The organism is Chryseobacterium arachidis, assembly GCF_900129245.1.
Taxonomy (GTDB): domain Bacteria; phylum Bacteroidota; class Bacteroidia; order Flavobacteriales; family Weeksellaceae; genus Chryseobacterium; species Chryseobacterium arachidis.
Map to the genome: position 1 here is coordinate 469,694 of NZ_FQUT01000004.1, position 15,127 is coordinate 484,820.

The 15,127-nt window shown below is 35.9% G+C and carries 15 protein-coding genes; 5 read left to right on the plus strand and 10 right to left on the minus strand.

What is annotated here, in order from left to right; all coding sequences use genetic code 11:
* Positions 1–165: 165 nt before the first annotated feature.
* The 5 genes from BUA89_RS23495 to BUA89_RS10700 form a co-directional block, all read right to left on the minus strand.
* Positions 166–312: a helix-turn-helix domain-containing protein gene (locus BUA89_RS23495; protein WP_178362453.1), complete on the minus strand. Its 147-nt coding sequence runs from the start codon at positions 310–312 to the stop codon at positions 166–168.
* Positions 291–620 (minus strand): Crp/Fnr family transcriptional regulator, encoded by a 330-nt coding sequence (locus BUA89_RS23500; protein ID WP_072957020.1) that lies wholly within the window; start codon positions 618–620, stop codon positions 291–293. Before BUA89_RS23500 ends, BUA89_RS23495 begins: the two co-directional genes overlap by 22 nt.
* Positions 580–762: a cyclic nucleotide-binding domain-containing protein gene (locus BUA89_RS22945; protein WP_143152318.1), complete on the minus strand. Its 183-nt coding sequence runs from the start codon at positions 760–762 to the stop codon at positions 580–582. Before BUA89_RS22945 ends, BUA89_RS23500 begins: the two co-directional genes overlap by 41 nt.
* Before the next feature lie 132 nt (positions 763–894).
* Positions 895–1,509 (minus strand): alpha-ketoglutarate-dependent dioxygenase AlkB family protein, encoded by a 615-nt coding sequence (locus BUA89_RS10695; RefSeq protein WP_072957025.1) that lies wholly within the window; start codon positions 1,507–1,509, stop codon positions 895–897.
* Between the two features lie 152 nt (positions 1,510–1,661).
* A complete protein-coding gene (locus tag BUA89_RS10700) occupies positions 1,662–2,438 on the minus strand; it encodes an XRE family transcriptional regulator (protein ID WP_072957027.1) in 777 nt (258 codons plus the stop codon).
* 61 nt (positions 2,439–2,499) lie between these two features.
* Here BUA89_RS10700 and dinB point away from each other — a divergent pair, with 61 nt between their 5' ends.
* From dinB to xth, 3 genes are all read left to right on the plus strand, one after another.
* Positions 2,500–3,642, plus strand: a complete 1,143-nt coding sequence (gene dinB, locus BUA89_RS10705; RefSeq protein WP_072957031.1) for a DNA polymerase IV — start codon at positions 2,500–2,502, stop codon at positions 3,640–3,642.
* A gap of 8 nt (positions 3,643–3,650) precedes the next feature.
* On the plus strand, positions 3,651–6,731 hold the full coding sequence (locus tag BUA89_RS10710; RefSeq protein WP_072957034.1) for a DNA polymerase III subunit alpha: 3,081 nt from the start codon (positions 3,651–3,653) through the stop codon (positions 6,729–6,731).
* 244 nt (positions 6,732–6,975) lie between these two features.
* The gene (xth, locus tag BUA89_RS10715; RefSeq protein WP_072957038.1) at positions 6,976–7,749 is read left to right on the plus strand and encodes an exodeoxyribonuclease III; all 774 of its coding nucleotides are present in this window, start codon (positions 6,976–6,978) and stop codon (positions 7,747–7,749) included.
* A gap of 398 nt (positions 7,750–8,147) precedes the next feature.
* Here xth and BUA89_RS10720 read toward each other — a convergent pair whose 3' ends face one another.
* Genes BUA89_RS10720 through BUA89_RS10730 form a run of 3 tightly spaced genes read right to left on the minus strand, consistent with a single transcriptional unit; the run spans position 8,148 to position 10,356 of the window.
* Positions 8,148–8,867 (minus strand): hypothetical protein, encoded by a 720-nt coding sequence (locus tag BUA89_RS10720; RefSeq protein ID WP_072957042.1) that lies wholly within the window; start codon positions 8,865–8,867, stop codon positions 8,148–8,150.
* 9 nt (positions 8,868–8,876) lie between these two features.
* Positions 8,877–9,614 carry a hypothetical protein gene (locus BUA89_RS10725; protein WP_072957046.1) on the minus strand — a complete coding sequence of 246 codons (738 nt, stop codon included), beginning with the start codon at positions 9,612–9,614 and terminating at the stop codon, positions 8,877–8,879.
* Between the two features lie 10 nt (positions 9,615–9,624).
* Positions 9,625–10,356, minus strand: coding sequence for a tail fiber protein (locus BUA89_RS10730; RefSeq protein WP_143152319.1), 732 nt, complete (start codon positions 10,354–10,356; stop codon positions 9,625–9,627).
* Positions 10,357–11,077: 721 nt separating this feature from the next.
* On the opposite strand from BUA89_RS10730, the gene BUA89_RS10735 reads away from it, so the two are divergent.
* Entirely contained in the window at positions 11,078–12,670 is a 1,593-nt protein-coding gene (locus BUA89_RS10735) for a helix-turn-helix domain-containing protein (RefSeq protein WP_072957053.1), read from the plus strand.
* A gap of 78 nt (positions 12,671–12,748) precedes the next feature.
* Here BUA89_RS10735 and BUA89_RS10740 read toward each other — a convergent pair whose 3' ends face one another.
* Positions 12,749–13,663 carry a hypothetical protein gene (locus tag BUA89_RS10740; protein ID WP_072957056.1) on the minus strand — a complete coding sequence of 305 codons (915 nt, stop codon included), beginning with the start codon at positions 13,661–13,663 and terminating at the stop codon, positions 12,749–12,751.
* Positions 13,664–13,673: 10 nt separating this feature from the next.
* Positions 13,674–14,603 carry a hypothetical protein gene (locus BUA89_RS10745; protein WP_072957060.1) on the minus strand — a complete coding sequence of 310 codons (930 nt, stop codon included), beginning with the start codon at positions 14,601–14,603 and terminating at the stop codon, positions 13,674–13,676.
* 384 nt (positions 14,604–14,987) lie between these two features.
* On the opposite strand from BUA89_RS10745, the gene BUA89_RS23555 reads away from it, so the two are divergent.
* Positions 14,988–15,127, plus strand: a 140-nt coding sequence (locus BUA89_RS23555) for an IS1/IS1595 family N-terminal zinc-binding domain-containing protein (RefSeq protein WP_455423254.1), incomplete at its 3' end; no start/stop codon positions are given.

Below are 15,127 nucleotides of genomic sequence, written 5' to 3' on the forward strand. Positions count from 1 at the left end.
TCTTTTCAAGCTTTTTTGATGTTAATAATGATGTGAACAGCTGATCAACTTTATTGAGGTAAAATTGGATAATTAATATGATATAAAATGAATACCTTTTCGTAGTAACGAAAAAATTTTAATGAAGAAGAATATATTTTATAATCATAAAGGTTTATTGATGCGTTAATAATGTACTTTACTCTGCTCAATTTTAACCATATGAAGTTTTTCCATTTTTTTGAGGGTTCTGATGATAGTTTCAACCCTCATTCCGGTTAAAGAAGCTAATTGAGACCTTGTAAAAGGTACTACAAAACTGTATTTTCCCAATAACCAAAATGCGATTTAAGATGGTCCAGAAGCTTATGAACTTTGATAAACGGATCTGAAATTGCCAGAAACGAAGAGATAATATACCTGAAATGTAGACGCTCTGAAGTATACCGATTTATATCAAAAAAAATCTTCGGATGCTTCTCTATAAGTGTTAAGAAAGAATCTTTGGATAATTTAATAATTGTTGAATCCGTCAATGCAACCGCATTAACAGCATAAAGCTTCTCTGTAAGCAGGTAAGATTCTCCGAAACAATGACCCTTATAGGGGGAAACCGTGTACAAATTCTTTTCCGTTCTCAAAAATATTATTGAGCTTTATAATGCCTTCCTGTATCTGGTAATAATTTCTGCATACATTATTTTCTTCGAAAATAAATTCATCGACGGTACATTTTTGTAGCTCTGCGCCATAGTTAAATAACATCTCTTCAGGTATGATCATAGAATAGCTATTAGTAAGGCTAATTTATTATTTTTAGAAAAGCCAGACAATGATTTTAAAGTGATCACCTCACAAGTTTCTATTTAATGACGCTACTATTTCTTTTACGATACCATGAATACTGAACGTAAACTAAGGGATATTTCTAAGAAGTCTAAAAGTTAAGTTAATACGTTCTTTCATGGGTATAGTAGATTTAGCAATTCTATGTTCCCAATTTTCCTGTAGATCCCCTTTCATGATGAGCAGCGATCCGTGGGGAAGCGGAAGGCTGTATTTGCTCTGGTGATGATCCTTTTTTCTGAAATCAAAGTTTCGGGTCTGCCCCAGGCTGATAGATGCAATTACAGGCCGTTTTCCATATCGGCTTTCTTTATCTCTATGCCAGGCGACCGAATCATTGTTGTCACGGTAAAGGTTCAACAGTACGCCATTGAACTGATAATCGAATTCTTTTTCAATTCTTTCTTTTAAATCATAAAGTTCGGGAGTCCATTCATTATGCTTGGTTATATTGCTGTCTGCCGAATTATACGATTTTGCTTCACCATACCATGCAGTAAGACGTGGCGTAAGTACCGTCTTATCGTACATTTTCTGAGTTCGTTGCTCCCAGAGTACAGTACTCAGCAGCTTCTCTTTTAGGAGATCCGCTTCTACCCTGCTTAGAAAATTTTCTTTGTATTCTAAAAGATCTTTTGGAAACTCATAAAATTCTTCCGCCTCAAATAAACTCAGCTGGCTCATTGTAATTCTCTTTTGAAATATTTATCTTTACGCTATCCCAAGTAAACGGGATTTTTTTCATCATTTGTGTTTTTACTTCCCTTCGGGGAAGTTTTTTAAGTAATGAAACGGTTTTTTAAGAAAAAACATGTAGGAGCTTACTTAAAATTGATTCAGTTTTTATCTCGAATTTTTTCTTTGATCTGTTTGATATCAGTTTTAATCTCTGTAATAAAGTTTTGAATATGATACCCCGAAAATTCATCAGCTTCATATTCCTTAGTGTTAATACTGCATGCAAATTCCCAGATTTCTTTAATTTCAGGCAATGGAATTTTATAAGGTTCATAAAAATTGTTGTCAGCCTTGACCCAGATGCTATCTGCTTCATGAAACTGAAACCTTTTGTAACTGATACCATCATTGGTAGTGATGAAAACATAAGTCCTGTCCGTTTTTAAGTCTGAAAGATTTTCGACATATCTTCCTACGATATAGGTTCCATCCTTATAAGGCGGCATAGAATCACCGTCAGCAGGAAATGCCCTGAACTTACCACCTTTTAAGAAAGGTAATGATATGGTATCAAGACTTTCTATGTATTCCGGATCACCATAGCCGTTCAAGTAACCCATAGATGCCTTCTGTGGAATAATTTCAATCTGATCGTTTCCATCCTGATCAACCCTGATAGGCAGAACAATTCTATTGTCAGGAAGTTCCATAATTTCATCGACTGAAAATTTGCTGACATTGATTGTCAGAAGCAAATCGATGCTGACATTATAATATTTGGAGATCTTAACCAAAATCTCAAGCGGAGGTTCTGTGGCACCATCTTCATACTTACCATATCTGCCTCTGGTAATCAAAAGGTCATCAGCAACCTTTTGTTGCGAAAGATTGAGCTTACCTCTTAAATACCGCATATTTTCTGAAAAAATTGACATTGATATAATTTATAGCAACAAATATACAAAATATTGCTACAAAACGTAATAATTTTGTAAAATGGAACGAGCGATTGCACATATGGATCTGGATACTTTTTTTGTTTCCTGTGAACGACTGAGAGACTCTGTATTGGAGAAGCAGCCTGTCATTATAGGAGGCGGAGATCGTGGTGTGGTTGCGTCTTGTTCCTATGAAGCCAGGAAATTCGGGGTACGTTCTGCTATGCCTATCAGGCTGGCTCTACGCTTATGCCCGGAGGCCAGAGTCATCAAAGGTGATATGGAATACTACTCCAATATGTCTCATATAGTAACGGATATTATACGGGAAAAAGTACCTGTTATGGAAAAAGCCAGTGTGGATGAATTTTATCTGGATCTTTCTGGAATGGATAAATTTTTCGGATGCTATCAATGGACAATCGGGATTGCTGAAGCGGTGAGGAAAAATACAGGTTTGCCTATCAGTTTTGCATTGTCTACAAACAAAACGGTATCAAAGATTGGAACCGGAGAAGCAAAGCCTGTTGGAAAATTGGAATTAAAGCCCCATCTTATTCAGCCATTTTTAAATCCATTGTCCATCAGGAAGATTCCTATGGTCGGTAATGCGACTTTTGAATTGCTTTCAAGGTTAGGCGTAAGAAAGATTGAAACGCTTTCTCAAATGCCTGCCGATGTATTGCAGCAATTGATAGGAAAGAATGGGACGGAACTTTGGAAAAAAGCCAACGGTATCGATAATAATCCTGTCATTCAGTATTCAGAACGCAAATCTATATCTACGGAAACAACTTTTGCCGAAGACACGATTGACGTTCAGAATATCAGAAGCATTCTTTCAGGAATGGTAGAACAGCTATGCTATCAGCTGAGACACGAAAAATGGCTGACATCAACTGTTTCCGTAAGAATACGTTATGCTAATTTTGATACGGAGACTAAGCAATGTAAAGTTCCCTATACCTCGGCAGATCATACATTGCTTAAATATATTCTGGAACTTTTCAAAAAAACATATACCCGAAGAATGAGAATTCGACTTGTAGGTGTGAAGTTTACAGGGCTTGTCCACGGGAACCATCAGATGAATCTTTTTGAAGATACGGAAGAGTTGATTTCGCTTTATAATACGCTTGATAAAATCAAAGATCGTTTTGGAGCCAAAAGCGTAGGAAGAGCGTCTGGTTTTTTAAATTAAATGCTATTATGTTTCTCAATTGTCATACCTATCACAGCTTACGTTATGGAACCATTTCTGTCGAAGATCTGGTTCAGCTGGCTGTTGACCACCAATTGAAAGTACTGGCATTAACTGACATTAATACCGTAAGCGGTATTTATCAGTTTTATAAACTGTGTCAGGAAAACAGTATTAAACCGATTGTCGGAGTTGACGTCAGAATTGAAAATGACCAATATTATATATGTCTTGCAAAAAATCCCAAAGGTATTGCAGAAGTGAATAGGCTTTTAACTAATTATAATTGTGAAGGTATTGAAATACCCAAAGTAAATCCTCCAATAGAAAACTGTTTTGTGATCTATTCTTTACAAAATATTCCCGAAAAACTAATGGATCACGAGTTTATTGGTATAAGACAGGATGAATTAAATCTTCTCATCAATTCCAAATTTAAGTCTCTGATCCATAGAATGGTCATTCTTCACCCAGTTACTTTAAAAAATGATAAGGAATATGAACTTCATAAAGTCTTACGCGCTATTGATACCAACATTTTACTCACCCAAGTCAATAAAAGTGACTGTTGTAAAGAAAATGAATTTTTTATCGAAAAGAAAAAACTTTTGGATCAATTTGGAAACTATCCAGAAATCATTGAAAACACCAAACTTATAGTTGGTGAATGCAGTTTTGACTTTGACTTTAACACCCCTAAAAACAAAAAACATTTCACTGACAGCAAAGAAAATGATTTTAAATTATTATCGAAATTAGCTTATGAAGGTTTAATAAAAAGATATGGTCAGGACAATCAAAACGCCAAAATAAGATTGGAAAAAGAGCTGGCAGTCATTAATCATCTGAATTTCTGCGGTTATTTTTTAATTACCTGGGACATTGTTCAATACAGTATGATGAGAGGCTTTATGCATGTAGGCAGAGGGAGCGGTGCGAATTCCATTGTAAGTTTCTGTATCGGAATCACGGAAATATGCCCTTTAGAATTAGACCTATATTTTGAACGCTTCTTAAACCTGAATCGTAAAACGCCTCCTGACTTTGACATCGATTGGAGTTGGAAGAACCGCGATACCATTTTGGCTTATATCTTTAACAAATACGGAAAAGATCATGTGGCTTTTTGCGGCACCAATGTTATGTTTAAGAAAAAATCCAGATTTAGGGAAATCGGGAAAGTTTTTGGTCTTCCGAAAGAGGAATTGGATCAGCTCTCTAAAAACCCAAAAGAACAGCACGATCAGAATTCAGTCGTTCAGGAGGTGTATAAATACGAGCAGTTATTAGTAGGTTTTCCTAATCAACGCAGTATGCATTCCTGCGGGATCCTGATCTCTGAGGATCCAATAACTAATTATTCTGCTTTAGAATCTCCTCCAAAAGGGTTTCCTATTGTTCAGTTCGACATGCATACTGCTGAAGATATAGGATTGGAAAAATTCGATATCCTTTCACAGAGAGGCCTTGGAACCATCAAAGATACTGTTCAATTTTTAGAAGAAAAAAAAGGCATTTTTGTAGATATTGAAGATACCCGAATATCTAAAAATGAAGCGAAATGTAATGAATATTTAAGTTTAGGGAATACAATCGGATGTTTTTATATAGAATCTCCCGCTATGCGTGGATTATTAAGAAGGCTGAAATGCGACAATTATAAAGTATTGGTTGCTGCATCTTCTATTATTCGTCCCGGAGTAGCCCAGAGTGGCATGATGAAGGAATATATTTTCAGACACAATCATCCCGGGCAATTTGAATACTTCCATGACGTTTTTAAAAAAGAACTGGGTGAAACCTATGGCATTATGGTATATCAGGAAGATGTCATAAAAATTGCTCTACATTATGGGGGTGTTTCAGCTGCCAACGGTGATGTCTTAAGAAGGGCTATGAGTGGCAAAGGACGCTCTCTCTCGGCCCTACAGAAATTAAAAGACGATTTCTTTGAATCCTGTAAGAAAAAAGGACATCCTGAACAGCTTTCTGAAGAAGTTTATCGACAGATCGAATCTTTTGCTGGATATTCTTTCTGTAAAGCGCATTCAGCATCGTATGCAGTGGAAAGCTATCAAAGCTTATATCTGAAGGCCTACTACCCCATCGAATTTATGGTATCTGCAATCAATAATGGTGGAGGGTTTTACCGTACCGAAGTCTATATTCATGAGGCCAGAATGTCAGGAGCTCAAATCCATAATCCATGTATTAACCTGAGTTTATATCAAACAACAGTGTACGGCAAAAATATCTACCTGGGTTTAATGCATATCGAAAAATCTGAAAAATCCTTAATGCATTTTATTATAGAAGAGAGACAGAAGAATGGAGACTATCAATCATTGGAAGATTTTGTCAAAAGAGTTGATATCGGTATTGAAACTTTGAAACTATTAATATTAGTGGGTGCTTTCAGGTTTACCGGGAAAGAAAAAAATGAACTTATAATCGAATCGAGGTTTTTGTTATCAAAAACCACTACTATTAAGTCCTTTATACCATCATTATTTGAGGCACCACAAAAAAAATATCAATTGCCGATTATTGAGAGACATCCACTTGAAGATGCTTTTGATGAGATTGAAATTATGGGACTTCCTGTATCTAACTCGATTTTTGATCTATTGAAAACAAAGTACAGAGGCCATGTATTGGTAAAGGATTTACCCAAATTTCATAAGAAACAGGTAAAAATGCTGGCCTATCTCATCTCAAGAAAACACGTCCCGATCAAGAAAAAGGATCATCCATTGGGAAAAGATTTTATGTATTTCGGAACGTGGATTGACGCTGAAGGTAAGTATTTTGATACTGCTCATTTCCCTAAAAGCTTAAAAAAATTCCCTTTCAAAGAAGGAGGTATTTATCTTTTGCTGGGAACTGTTGAGGTTGACTATCATTTTCCAACGGTAACCATTACCAAGATGGCTAAAATGCCTCTTATTGCCGATCCAAGATATTCGATGGATGAGGATAAAGCCAGAGAAGTTGAAAATAGTCTTCGGGAAGATGTAAGCTTAACATTTAGAAATCCATATCCTCAAGAGCACGAAATAGGATTGCCACGAAAAATGAAAATTGATTGAATAAAACTTTGAGTGAAAAACCAGATATTAAGCAGTTGGATGCAATGCTCTATTTTATATTGGCATTCGCTACACAATGATGCCAAAAGAAAAGCTATCATCATTAAGGGAAGAGCAATGGGTTAAAAACATACTGCTGGAAACCATGAAGATTTTGCAAAGATTGTCTATATCTGTATGTTTAATAAAATTTGCAGCGCTTTTTATTTAATCATGGCTATAATGCGCTATATTTATCGGAAAAATGAAAATTGCCACCTATAATATAAATGGAGTCAACGGACATCTTCCGATTCTTTTAAAATGGCTGAAAGAATCACAACCTGATATCGTTTGTCTGCAGGAACTAAAAGCGCCTCAGGAAAAGTTTCCGATCAAAGAGATTACTGAAGCGGGTTATAATGCCGTTTGGAAAGGACAAAAAAGCTGGAACGGAGTTGCAATACTTTCAAAAGGATATGACATAACCGAAGTACAGGATTCATTACCAGGAGATGATGAAGACGTTCAAAGTAGATATCTTGAGGTAATTATCGAAAAAATCGTAATCTGTTGCTTATACATTCCAAATGGAAATCCTTATCCGGGTGAGAAATATGAATACAAGCTTTCATGGTTGAATCGATTGAAAAAAAGAGCGGACGAGCTTTTAGATCTGGATATTCCGGCAATATTAATCGGTGATTTTAATATTATCCCCACACCTTCCGATGTTTATAAACCCGAAAAATATAAAAATGATGCACTCTTCACAGAAGAAGTTAGAAAATCATTTGAGGGATTAGTAAATAGCGGATGGAAGGACTCTCTTCGGTCCTTAAATCCTGACAAGGAAATTTATACATTTTGGGACTATATGTTTAAGGCATATAATCGAAATGCGGGAATGCGTATCGATCATATTCTTTTAAGCCCTTATCTGGAATCCAGACTTGAAAACGTAGGAGTAGATAAAGAAGTGAGAGGTTGGGAAAAAACAAGTGATCATGCGCCGACGTGGATAAAATTGGAAGATTAAAAAGAATTTAGCTAAGAGTCATAAATAAAAAAGAAAATCTTAAATGTTAAGTTAAGATTTTCTTTTATTGATTGATATTTTTTAACATTAATCCATTGTCTAATTATGATTTGCATACCAAATTATAAAACTTAGGCCAAATAAGGATAAGTAGCTTTATCAAAAAAAGATCAAACTCAAATCTGGTCCCTTTTTCAAATGATGATAAGCTTGAAAAAGAAATCGATAAGTTTTGGAAGTGTTTTTTAAAGTTAAAGTTTAAAAATTAACTTTTTGCTATAAGAGAAATTTTTGTAAAATAAGAAAACTACAGCTTAAACAGTCAGAAAAGGAACTAACTAGGCATATTATAAGGATTATTTCCCGACTGTTTTTTAACTGTAGTTATGAATTAAAAATTATTGCCCTAAATAAATAAAAGTGTTTACCACCATATATTGAGGAAGAATATTTAATGGTTGAGAAGTCCCTCCGGTAGAGGCTGTTACTGTATGTGCATGGTTTCCGTCTGCTGTTGTACCTACTGTTCTGGTCGTAAGTCCGTGGTTGTAGTATGGCCCGTACTGAAGTCCTGCGCCAGGAGTGCTGAAATCGTACTCATCATACCAGGTATGATTATGGTCTCCCGCAGATGCCAGAGTAATTGTGGCTAAATTATAATTAGGTAGGTTGGATGCAGTTATCGTTACCATATTATTTCCAGCCAGCGTTCCTCGGGTTTGTCCTGATGTTAACGTTCTTATCATGCGATCCGCCATATTAGGAATTGTAGTTGTAATTCCTATTGTGACTGCATTATCTCTTGCGGATGTAGACAATGCAGATATGTTTCTTCCATCCATAAGGTACCATCCGTTATGATCGGCCGTCTGTAAACCATTTTTCACATCGCCTATTGCTCTGGCGGTATTGTTAATTTTTTTCACATTACCTGAAGCATCAATAGTAAGAATGAATTTACCGGTCATAGAGGATGACGTAGGCAAATTTCTTACTCTAACATCTCCATTTATATCCAGTGTTTTTGAAGGCGATTCTGTATTAATACCAACCTGAGCTTTAAATCCTGAATTGATGGATATCATTAAAATAAGAATTAATAAAAGTTTATTTTTCATAGATATGTTTTAGTTTCCGAGATATACAAATGAATTAAGCGCAATATATGATGGCGCTAAGCTGAAAGCCTGGCCGCCTCCGTTAGAGTTCAAGGTTATTGTATGGGTATGAGCCCCATTGGTAGTGGTGGTATCAGTTTCTCCGGAATTATTATATACTCCTGTACCTGGAAATCCGTTAATGAAAACTCCCGGCTCATACAATTGCCCCGGCCTCATATCAGGAATCAAATGTGCATGGGCACCACTTGCTGCCGTTACGGCAGTCATTGAAAAATTGGGCATATTGGCTTTACCCATCATGTAAGAGGTGTTTCCTGTGACCGTATTAATGCTTTCTACAGGAGCTATCATCTTTGTATACTTTCCGGAAAAATCAGGTAGATTTCCTATGAATCCCAGTGAAGCTGCATTCGTTTGTGCTGTTGCGGGAATTGCCGAAAGAGCTCTGCCGTTGAGAAGGTACCAGCCTTCATGATCTGCCGAACTATACCCATCTTTAATATCCCCGACTGAAGGAATGGCTTTTGGTAAAGAAGTTTTCAATATATTTCCATCCTGATCAGAGACAATAACCTGTTCACCTTCATTACCTGAAGGAAGAATACGAATTCTCAATTCTCCGTTTACATCTAATGTTTTTGTAGGATTATCCGTATTAATTCCGACACTTTGAGCCTGCAGACAAAACGCAGGAATAATCAGTAAAAGAGAGTAAATTTTTTTAAAACTAATTTTATTTGCCATGTGTAATTTTTTAGTTTCCTAGATAAATAAAAGTGTTAACTGTGGTATTCTGAGGTACAATAGAAAATGAAGTCCCTCCCCCTTCTGAGCTTACAGTGACAGAAGCGTGAGCATGTGTACCGCTTACGCTGGTTTCTTTATTGACAGTATTTCCGAAAGAATAAACTGGATTCATATTACTGGCCATATATTGGATTCCATCGGGAGAGCCGCTTGCTACAGTATCTTGCCCCGTATGAGAGTGCGCACCGTTTACACTCGTAGTACCTGAAAAACTATGACCTGAAGGAAAATTGGACTGTAAAAGTATTCTATCATTGCTTCCTGATGTTGAGCCAAGTATCTCAGATCCGGTTTTTGTTTTGAGAAATCGTCCTCTTGCATCAGGCAGGTTAGAAGTAATCCCAATTCCCGCAGCGGCAGACTGCACACCGGTGGAAAAAGTATTCAAAGCACGGCCGTCCATCAGGTACCATCCGGCATGATCGGCTACTTGAAATCCTTTTTTAATGTCTCCTACTATATTTGCCGATAATCCAGGTATAGGAGTTGAGCTGATATTTCCATCATTATCCGCTAAAACCAAGTTGTATGCTCCTGTAGAAGCGTCAGGTAAAATCCTGATCCTCACTTCACCGTTTACATCCAGCATTTTAGTGGGTGCCGGAGTATTAATGCCTATCTGCGAATATGCTTTACAACAAATGAGCAATAAAACAGGCACTAGTAAATGTTTTTTCATTTTTGAAATTTTTGGTTTAAATAGTTTTTAAAAACAGCATGAGAGGGAAAGTATACTGTTTTTAGTTTATGTTTTTAGAATCTTTTTAATACTGTCGATACTATTTTAAAGTTGAATAAAATGGCTGAAGATCTATTTTTTTCACTCCTGAATGATATTTACTCTTGCAAATGTAATTAGGTTAAAAGCATCCGGAAAGCGTATTATTTACCGTTTTCACGATAATGATAAATCCAATAAGCTCTATTAATCATTACCAGCGTATATATTGAATTTAGTCTGATCCGGAAATTTTAATTTCCACATTAACAAAAAATTAGTGGTGTGCTTACTAATTTCGTAGACTCAATAATGATAAGTGTATTAAGAGCAATTAACAACCGTAGTTAAAAACGCATTCTAATTATTCACCGTACGCCTATAGCATCCGCTCCCCAATTTATTATAATCACTTTTGCAGAATCTGTTATAAAAATATTCCCCTTCTTCAATTTGGAGCATGCTTGCAGGATTTGCACTTTTCTGCAGTAGCTTTCCGAATGGTCTATTTTACGGTAAAACTTGTTAAAATACTATAGTACATATAAATACATAATTTTTCTAAATCACCAGAGGTTTAAAAAGATATCTGTTTAGATTAAATAATCTTAAAATATTTCAGATACCACTTTTCTCACTTAAGTTCAAATTAAGCTTTACCTTTGCGCTTCGTTAGAACGCTATGAGATTTTTTACGTTGTTATTTACATTCTTTGTCCTTAATCTTTATGGGCAAGACATCGCTTCTTTTAATGCCATATATACAAAAACTTTTCTCGAAACTTCACAAAAGGATCCGGATAAAGCTTTAAAAATAGCCGATTCCCTTTACACGATTTCAGAAACTCCCGTATTGCAGACTAAAAGTTTGATGTTAACTGCAACCTTATATCATCAGCTGGCAGATTTTGAAAAAGCCCTGCAGTATGCATCCAAGGCTGAAAAAATTATTCAGAATACAGATAATGTTTTGTGGAAAGCGAAAGTCTATGGATTTATGGCCACTCATTACCGTTTTATACGATTGTTTGATCAGTCTAAAAAGTATTTTGAGATGGGTCTTAACATCAGTACAGAGATTCCCAATCCCGAACTGGCGAATAATACCATGGCGATGATGATGCAGGAGAAGGCTTATTACAATATTGAAAAAAAAGATTATCATAATTCCATTAAAAGCATAGAAAAATCTGAAGAATATGTACTTAAAACTTCGGTGAACGCAGATCATTTAAAGATAACCAATCAGCAGCTTCTGGGATATTGTTATTATCATTTGGGAAATTTTAAAGTGGCATTCAGGCACTATCGGGAAGCATTGAAACTCTCAAAAAATTTTCCTGAAAATTACTCTGTAGGCCTTATTCATAACGGACTAGCTCTATTGTACCTCCAGGAGAATGATTTAAAAAAAGCCAAAGAACATTTGGATATCACCCTTAGAATTACGGAAGAGTCAAAAAATCCTTCTTTAAAAAATGAAGTTTACGAAACATCAGAAAAGTATTATGCTCTTACAAAAAATCTTGAAGATTATGTTAAAACAAGGGAAAAGCACGATACAGTAAAGAAAACGCTTCAGAAGAACATGCAATATCTTGTCAATAAATCGTATTCTAGAATTGACCAAGAAAATACAGAAATTAAAAGCAGCAGTGATACAAAGAACTTGATAATAGGTACTGCACTCATTATATTTCTCATAGGAATCGTTTTATTCTTAGGATTTAGAAAGAAACAGAAGAAAAATATACAGAACTTTGAAAAAGTAATCAGGGAACTGAATGAAAAAAAACTATTAAATTCAGCTATTGAAAATACGAAGGAAATTGCAGAAACACCGAAAACAGCTCCAAACTCATTGATGCCAATAGAAACGGAGCAGAAGATATTGGCTTTATTGCAACAATTTGAAGGAAAAGAATTATACCTGGATAATAATGTTTCGCTTTCTTCTCTTGCTACGTATTGTGAAACCAACGGCAAATACCTTTCTTATGTAATTAATACCTATAAAAACAATGATTTTAATAATTATATCAATGTTTTAAGGATTAATTATATTGTTGATAAACTCAGGAATTACCCCATATACAGAAAATATAAAATAGCTACCCTGGCTGAAGAGGCAGGCTTTTCATCACTCAATAAATTTTCCACCGTTTTTAAAAAAACAATATCACTTACACCGTCTTTGTTTATTAAATATCTAAATGAAGAAAATTCTGAAAATACAATAGAAGGGATCCTGAAACTTCAAAACTTCAAAGAATAACTAAACTGGAGTAAAGGGGCTCTATAGAACCCCTTAAAAACTGACTAAGCTAATTATTAAAAGAAATGTATATTAACCTTATGGACAAGCAATAGTATTGGTTATCAATGTTCCGGAATTGTTTACGGTAATCCTGTGACATGTATTCCCGGAATTCAGTATAATTCCTTTTGCAGGATCCGTAATGTAAATATCTCCGTCTTCAACCTGAAGTTTAGCAAGCGGGTTACCGGTTCCTATACCTACATTACCCATTGCTGTAACTTTCATCCGGTCAAAGCTCGTATCCGATGAAGATACAGGATGCCCTCCCGTATAAAATGAGAACCCCGAATCAGCATTTCCCGTTTCGAAATAAGTAATTCCAGCCACACTTATTCCATTGCCTGCATCAGCTACAGTATTGGCGAAAGCGAGATTTCCTTTTATTCTGCCGGTTGAAACATTGGTAAGCGTCATGGTATTGGGATATCGAACTCCGTCACCAAATCCTGTTGAATGTTGTAGGGTGATAGAAGGAAGCGTAGTATTGGTTGCCGGCCGTGTAACATGCATTCTTGGTTTATTAAGGATTCTGTCTCCAACAACTACCTGTCCGTTGATTTCGATGTTGAAAGATTTAATGTTGCTTGTTCTGATATTGAATACCCTAGCGTCTGCGGTCCCAATAATATTGGTTGTATTGCTTATTGTCTGGCTGTTTCCTAAAATTTTCCAGAAATCCTGAGGATAAAAAGGAGCCTGGCTCCAAATGCTTCCGTTATAAGCTTCAAACATTTTCGTAGTCGTATTAAATACCGTTAATCCCTGAGCAGGATTATTAATTGTATTAATTTGATCCTGTGCTACTCTGGGGAAAAGCAGCCCCTTGTTTTCGCTTTTACTTTCAATAATAGATGAACTGTCCGGATTTTCTGTATTGATGCCGACCTGCCCGAAAGCTAAAGCTCCCACTAAGGATAATGCTAATGAAATTTTATTTCTGAGATTCATAAAGTATGTTTTATGGGCATGAAACAGATGAAGTTTCAAGAACTCCAGTTGCAGAAACTGTTGTTCTCCAGCAATTTCCGTCCGGAGATTTCATGATAATACCTTTTTGAGCGGTACTCAGGTATACATCTCCGTTAGCAATGTTCAGCTTGGAAGTAGGATAAGAGGTCTGGGAGGTCTGGTAGCCTATATAAAGATTTCCGTTATTTCCTATAAATAATACATCTTTGGTATAATCATTTTGCGAGTTAGGCGTTCCGCTGTAAAAAACCATTCCCGGTAAATCCCAGCTCGCACCTGCAACATCTACATAGCTTATTCCAGCTATTGAACTTCCGGCTGTCGCATTCGCATAAGATGATGCAAAGGCATAGTTTCCTTTTACTCTTCCCGAAGTGGAAGCATTGCCGACAATTACATTCATCGGATAACTGGAAGTATCATCATTTTCCACTGTAGCCAGAATGGCAGGATATGGACTTCCGGCCTGTGGTCTGGCCACCACCAGTCGCGCTGTAGTAAGATCTCTTCCACCTACCGTTACACCGCCGTCTTCCGCAATAGACATTGCTGTAGCATTGCTGGTTCTAAAAAGTAGTGGCTGTGCATCGGTTGTGCCAAGAAAATCAACCGTAGGATTTGTTCCTGCATTCCCTCTTAACGACCATTTTACAGCACCAAACACATCCTGTGTCCATACGGTTCCGTTGTAGCCGTAAAATCCGTTCAGTGTAGTGTCATAAACTAATAATCCGTTTGCTGGTGATGGAATGTTATTTCTTTGAATTGTAGTCATTCTCGGTAATAGAGCACCCTTATTGGTGGAAGAAATATCCAGAATAGCTGACGGATCCGGAGAAGTTGTTCCAATTCCCACTTGTGCAAAAAACACCGATCCGTAAATAATTGAAAGAATTTGCAATGTTTTCTTTGTAATCATAAATTATCTTAAGTATAAAAGTAATGGATAAAAGACTTAAAGTTTTATTTTTCTCACTTCCCTGATCTTATAAGATAATGCAATACGCCATTATTCATCCTGCTGTTCATTATATCCATCTGTTATTACAGTTATCGTGTTAATTGGAGTTTTAGACTTTCTATAACTCCATAAATTTTGTGTTTTCAGAATCTTAACTGCCGCTTGAATTTGGCGCAAATGTAGTGGCGAATATGAGTTACCGAAAGCGAAGGGTTTATCATTTTCATGAAAATGATAAAATTATTATCGCTATATGAAGAGTTTAAGTTTGTATGCTTTATTTGTAAAAACATATTTAAAATCGGTATTGTTAAATTAAAATATATTTCATAAATTAGTTTTATGAAATGTTATAAATGTCAATCAGAGAATAAAGTTAAAGCTGGCTTTACAAGAGGCTTACAAAGATATAAGTGCAAAGATTGTGGTTGCTATTTTAGTGTTGAAAGTAAATCTGATGTAAAAAGTCTTGAACAAAGGAG

Excerpts from the sequence above, each read along its gene's own strand:
- BUA89_RS22945 (WP_143152318.1), bottom strand. The coding sequence starts at position 762 with ATGATCATACCTGAAGAGATGTTATTTAACTATGGCGCAGAGCTACAA.
- BUA89_RS10695 (WP_072957025.1), bottom strand. The coding sequence starts at position 1,509 with ATGAGCCAGCTGAGTTTATTTGAGGCGGAAGAATTTTATGAGTTTCCA.
- BUA89_RS10700 (WP_072957027.1), bottom strand. The coding sequence starts at position 2,438 with ATGTCAATTTTTTCAGAAAATATGCGGTATTTAAGAGGTAAGCTCAAT.
- dinB (WP_072957031.1), top strand. The coding sequence starts at position 2,500 with ATGGAACGAGCGATTGCACATATGGATCTGGATACTTTTTTTGTTTCC.
- BUA89_RS10710 (WP_072957034.1), top strand. The coding sequence starts at position 3,651 with ATGTTTCTCAATTGTCATACCTATCACAGCTTACGTTATGGAACCATT.
- xth (WP_072957038.1), top strand. The coding sequence starts at position 6,976 with ATGAAAATTGCCACCTATAATATAAATGGAGTCAACGGACATCTTCCG.
- BUA89_RS10720 (WP_072957042.1), bottom strand. The coding sequence starts at position 8,867 with ATGAAAAATAAACTTTTATTAATTCTTATTTTAATGATATCCATCAAT.
- BUA89_RS10725 (WP_072957046.1), bottom strand. The coding sequence starts at position 9,614 with ATGGCAAATAAAATTAGTTTTAAAAAAATTTACTCTCTTTTACTGATT.
- BUA89_RS10730 (WP_143152319.1), bottom strand. The coding sequence starts at position 10,356 with ATGAAAAAACATTTACTAGTGCCTGTTTTATTGCTCATTTGTTGTAAA.
- BUA89_RS10735 (WP_072957053.1), top strand. The coding sequence starts at position 11,078 with ATGAGATTTTTTACGTTGTTATTTACATTCTTTGTCCTTAATCTTTAT.
- BUA89_RS10740 (WP_072957056.1), bottom strand. The coding sequence starts at position 13,663 with ATGAATCTCAGAAATAAAATTTCATTAGCATTATCCTTAGTGGGAGCT.
- BUA89_RS10745 (WP_072957060.1), bottom strand. The coding sequence starts at position 14,603 with ATGATTACAAAGAAAACATTGCAAATTCTTTCAATTATTTACGGATCG.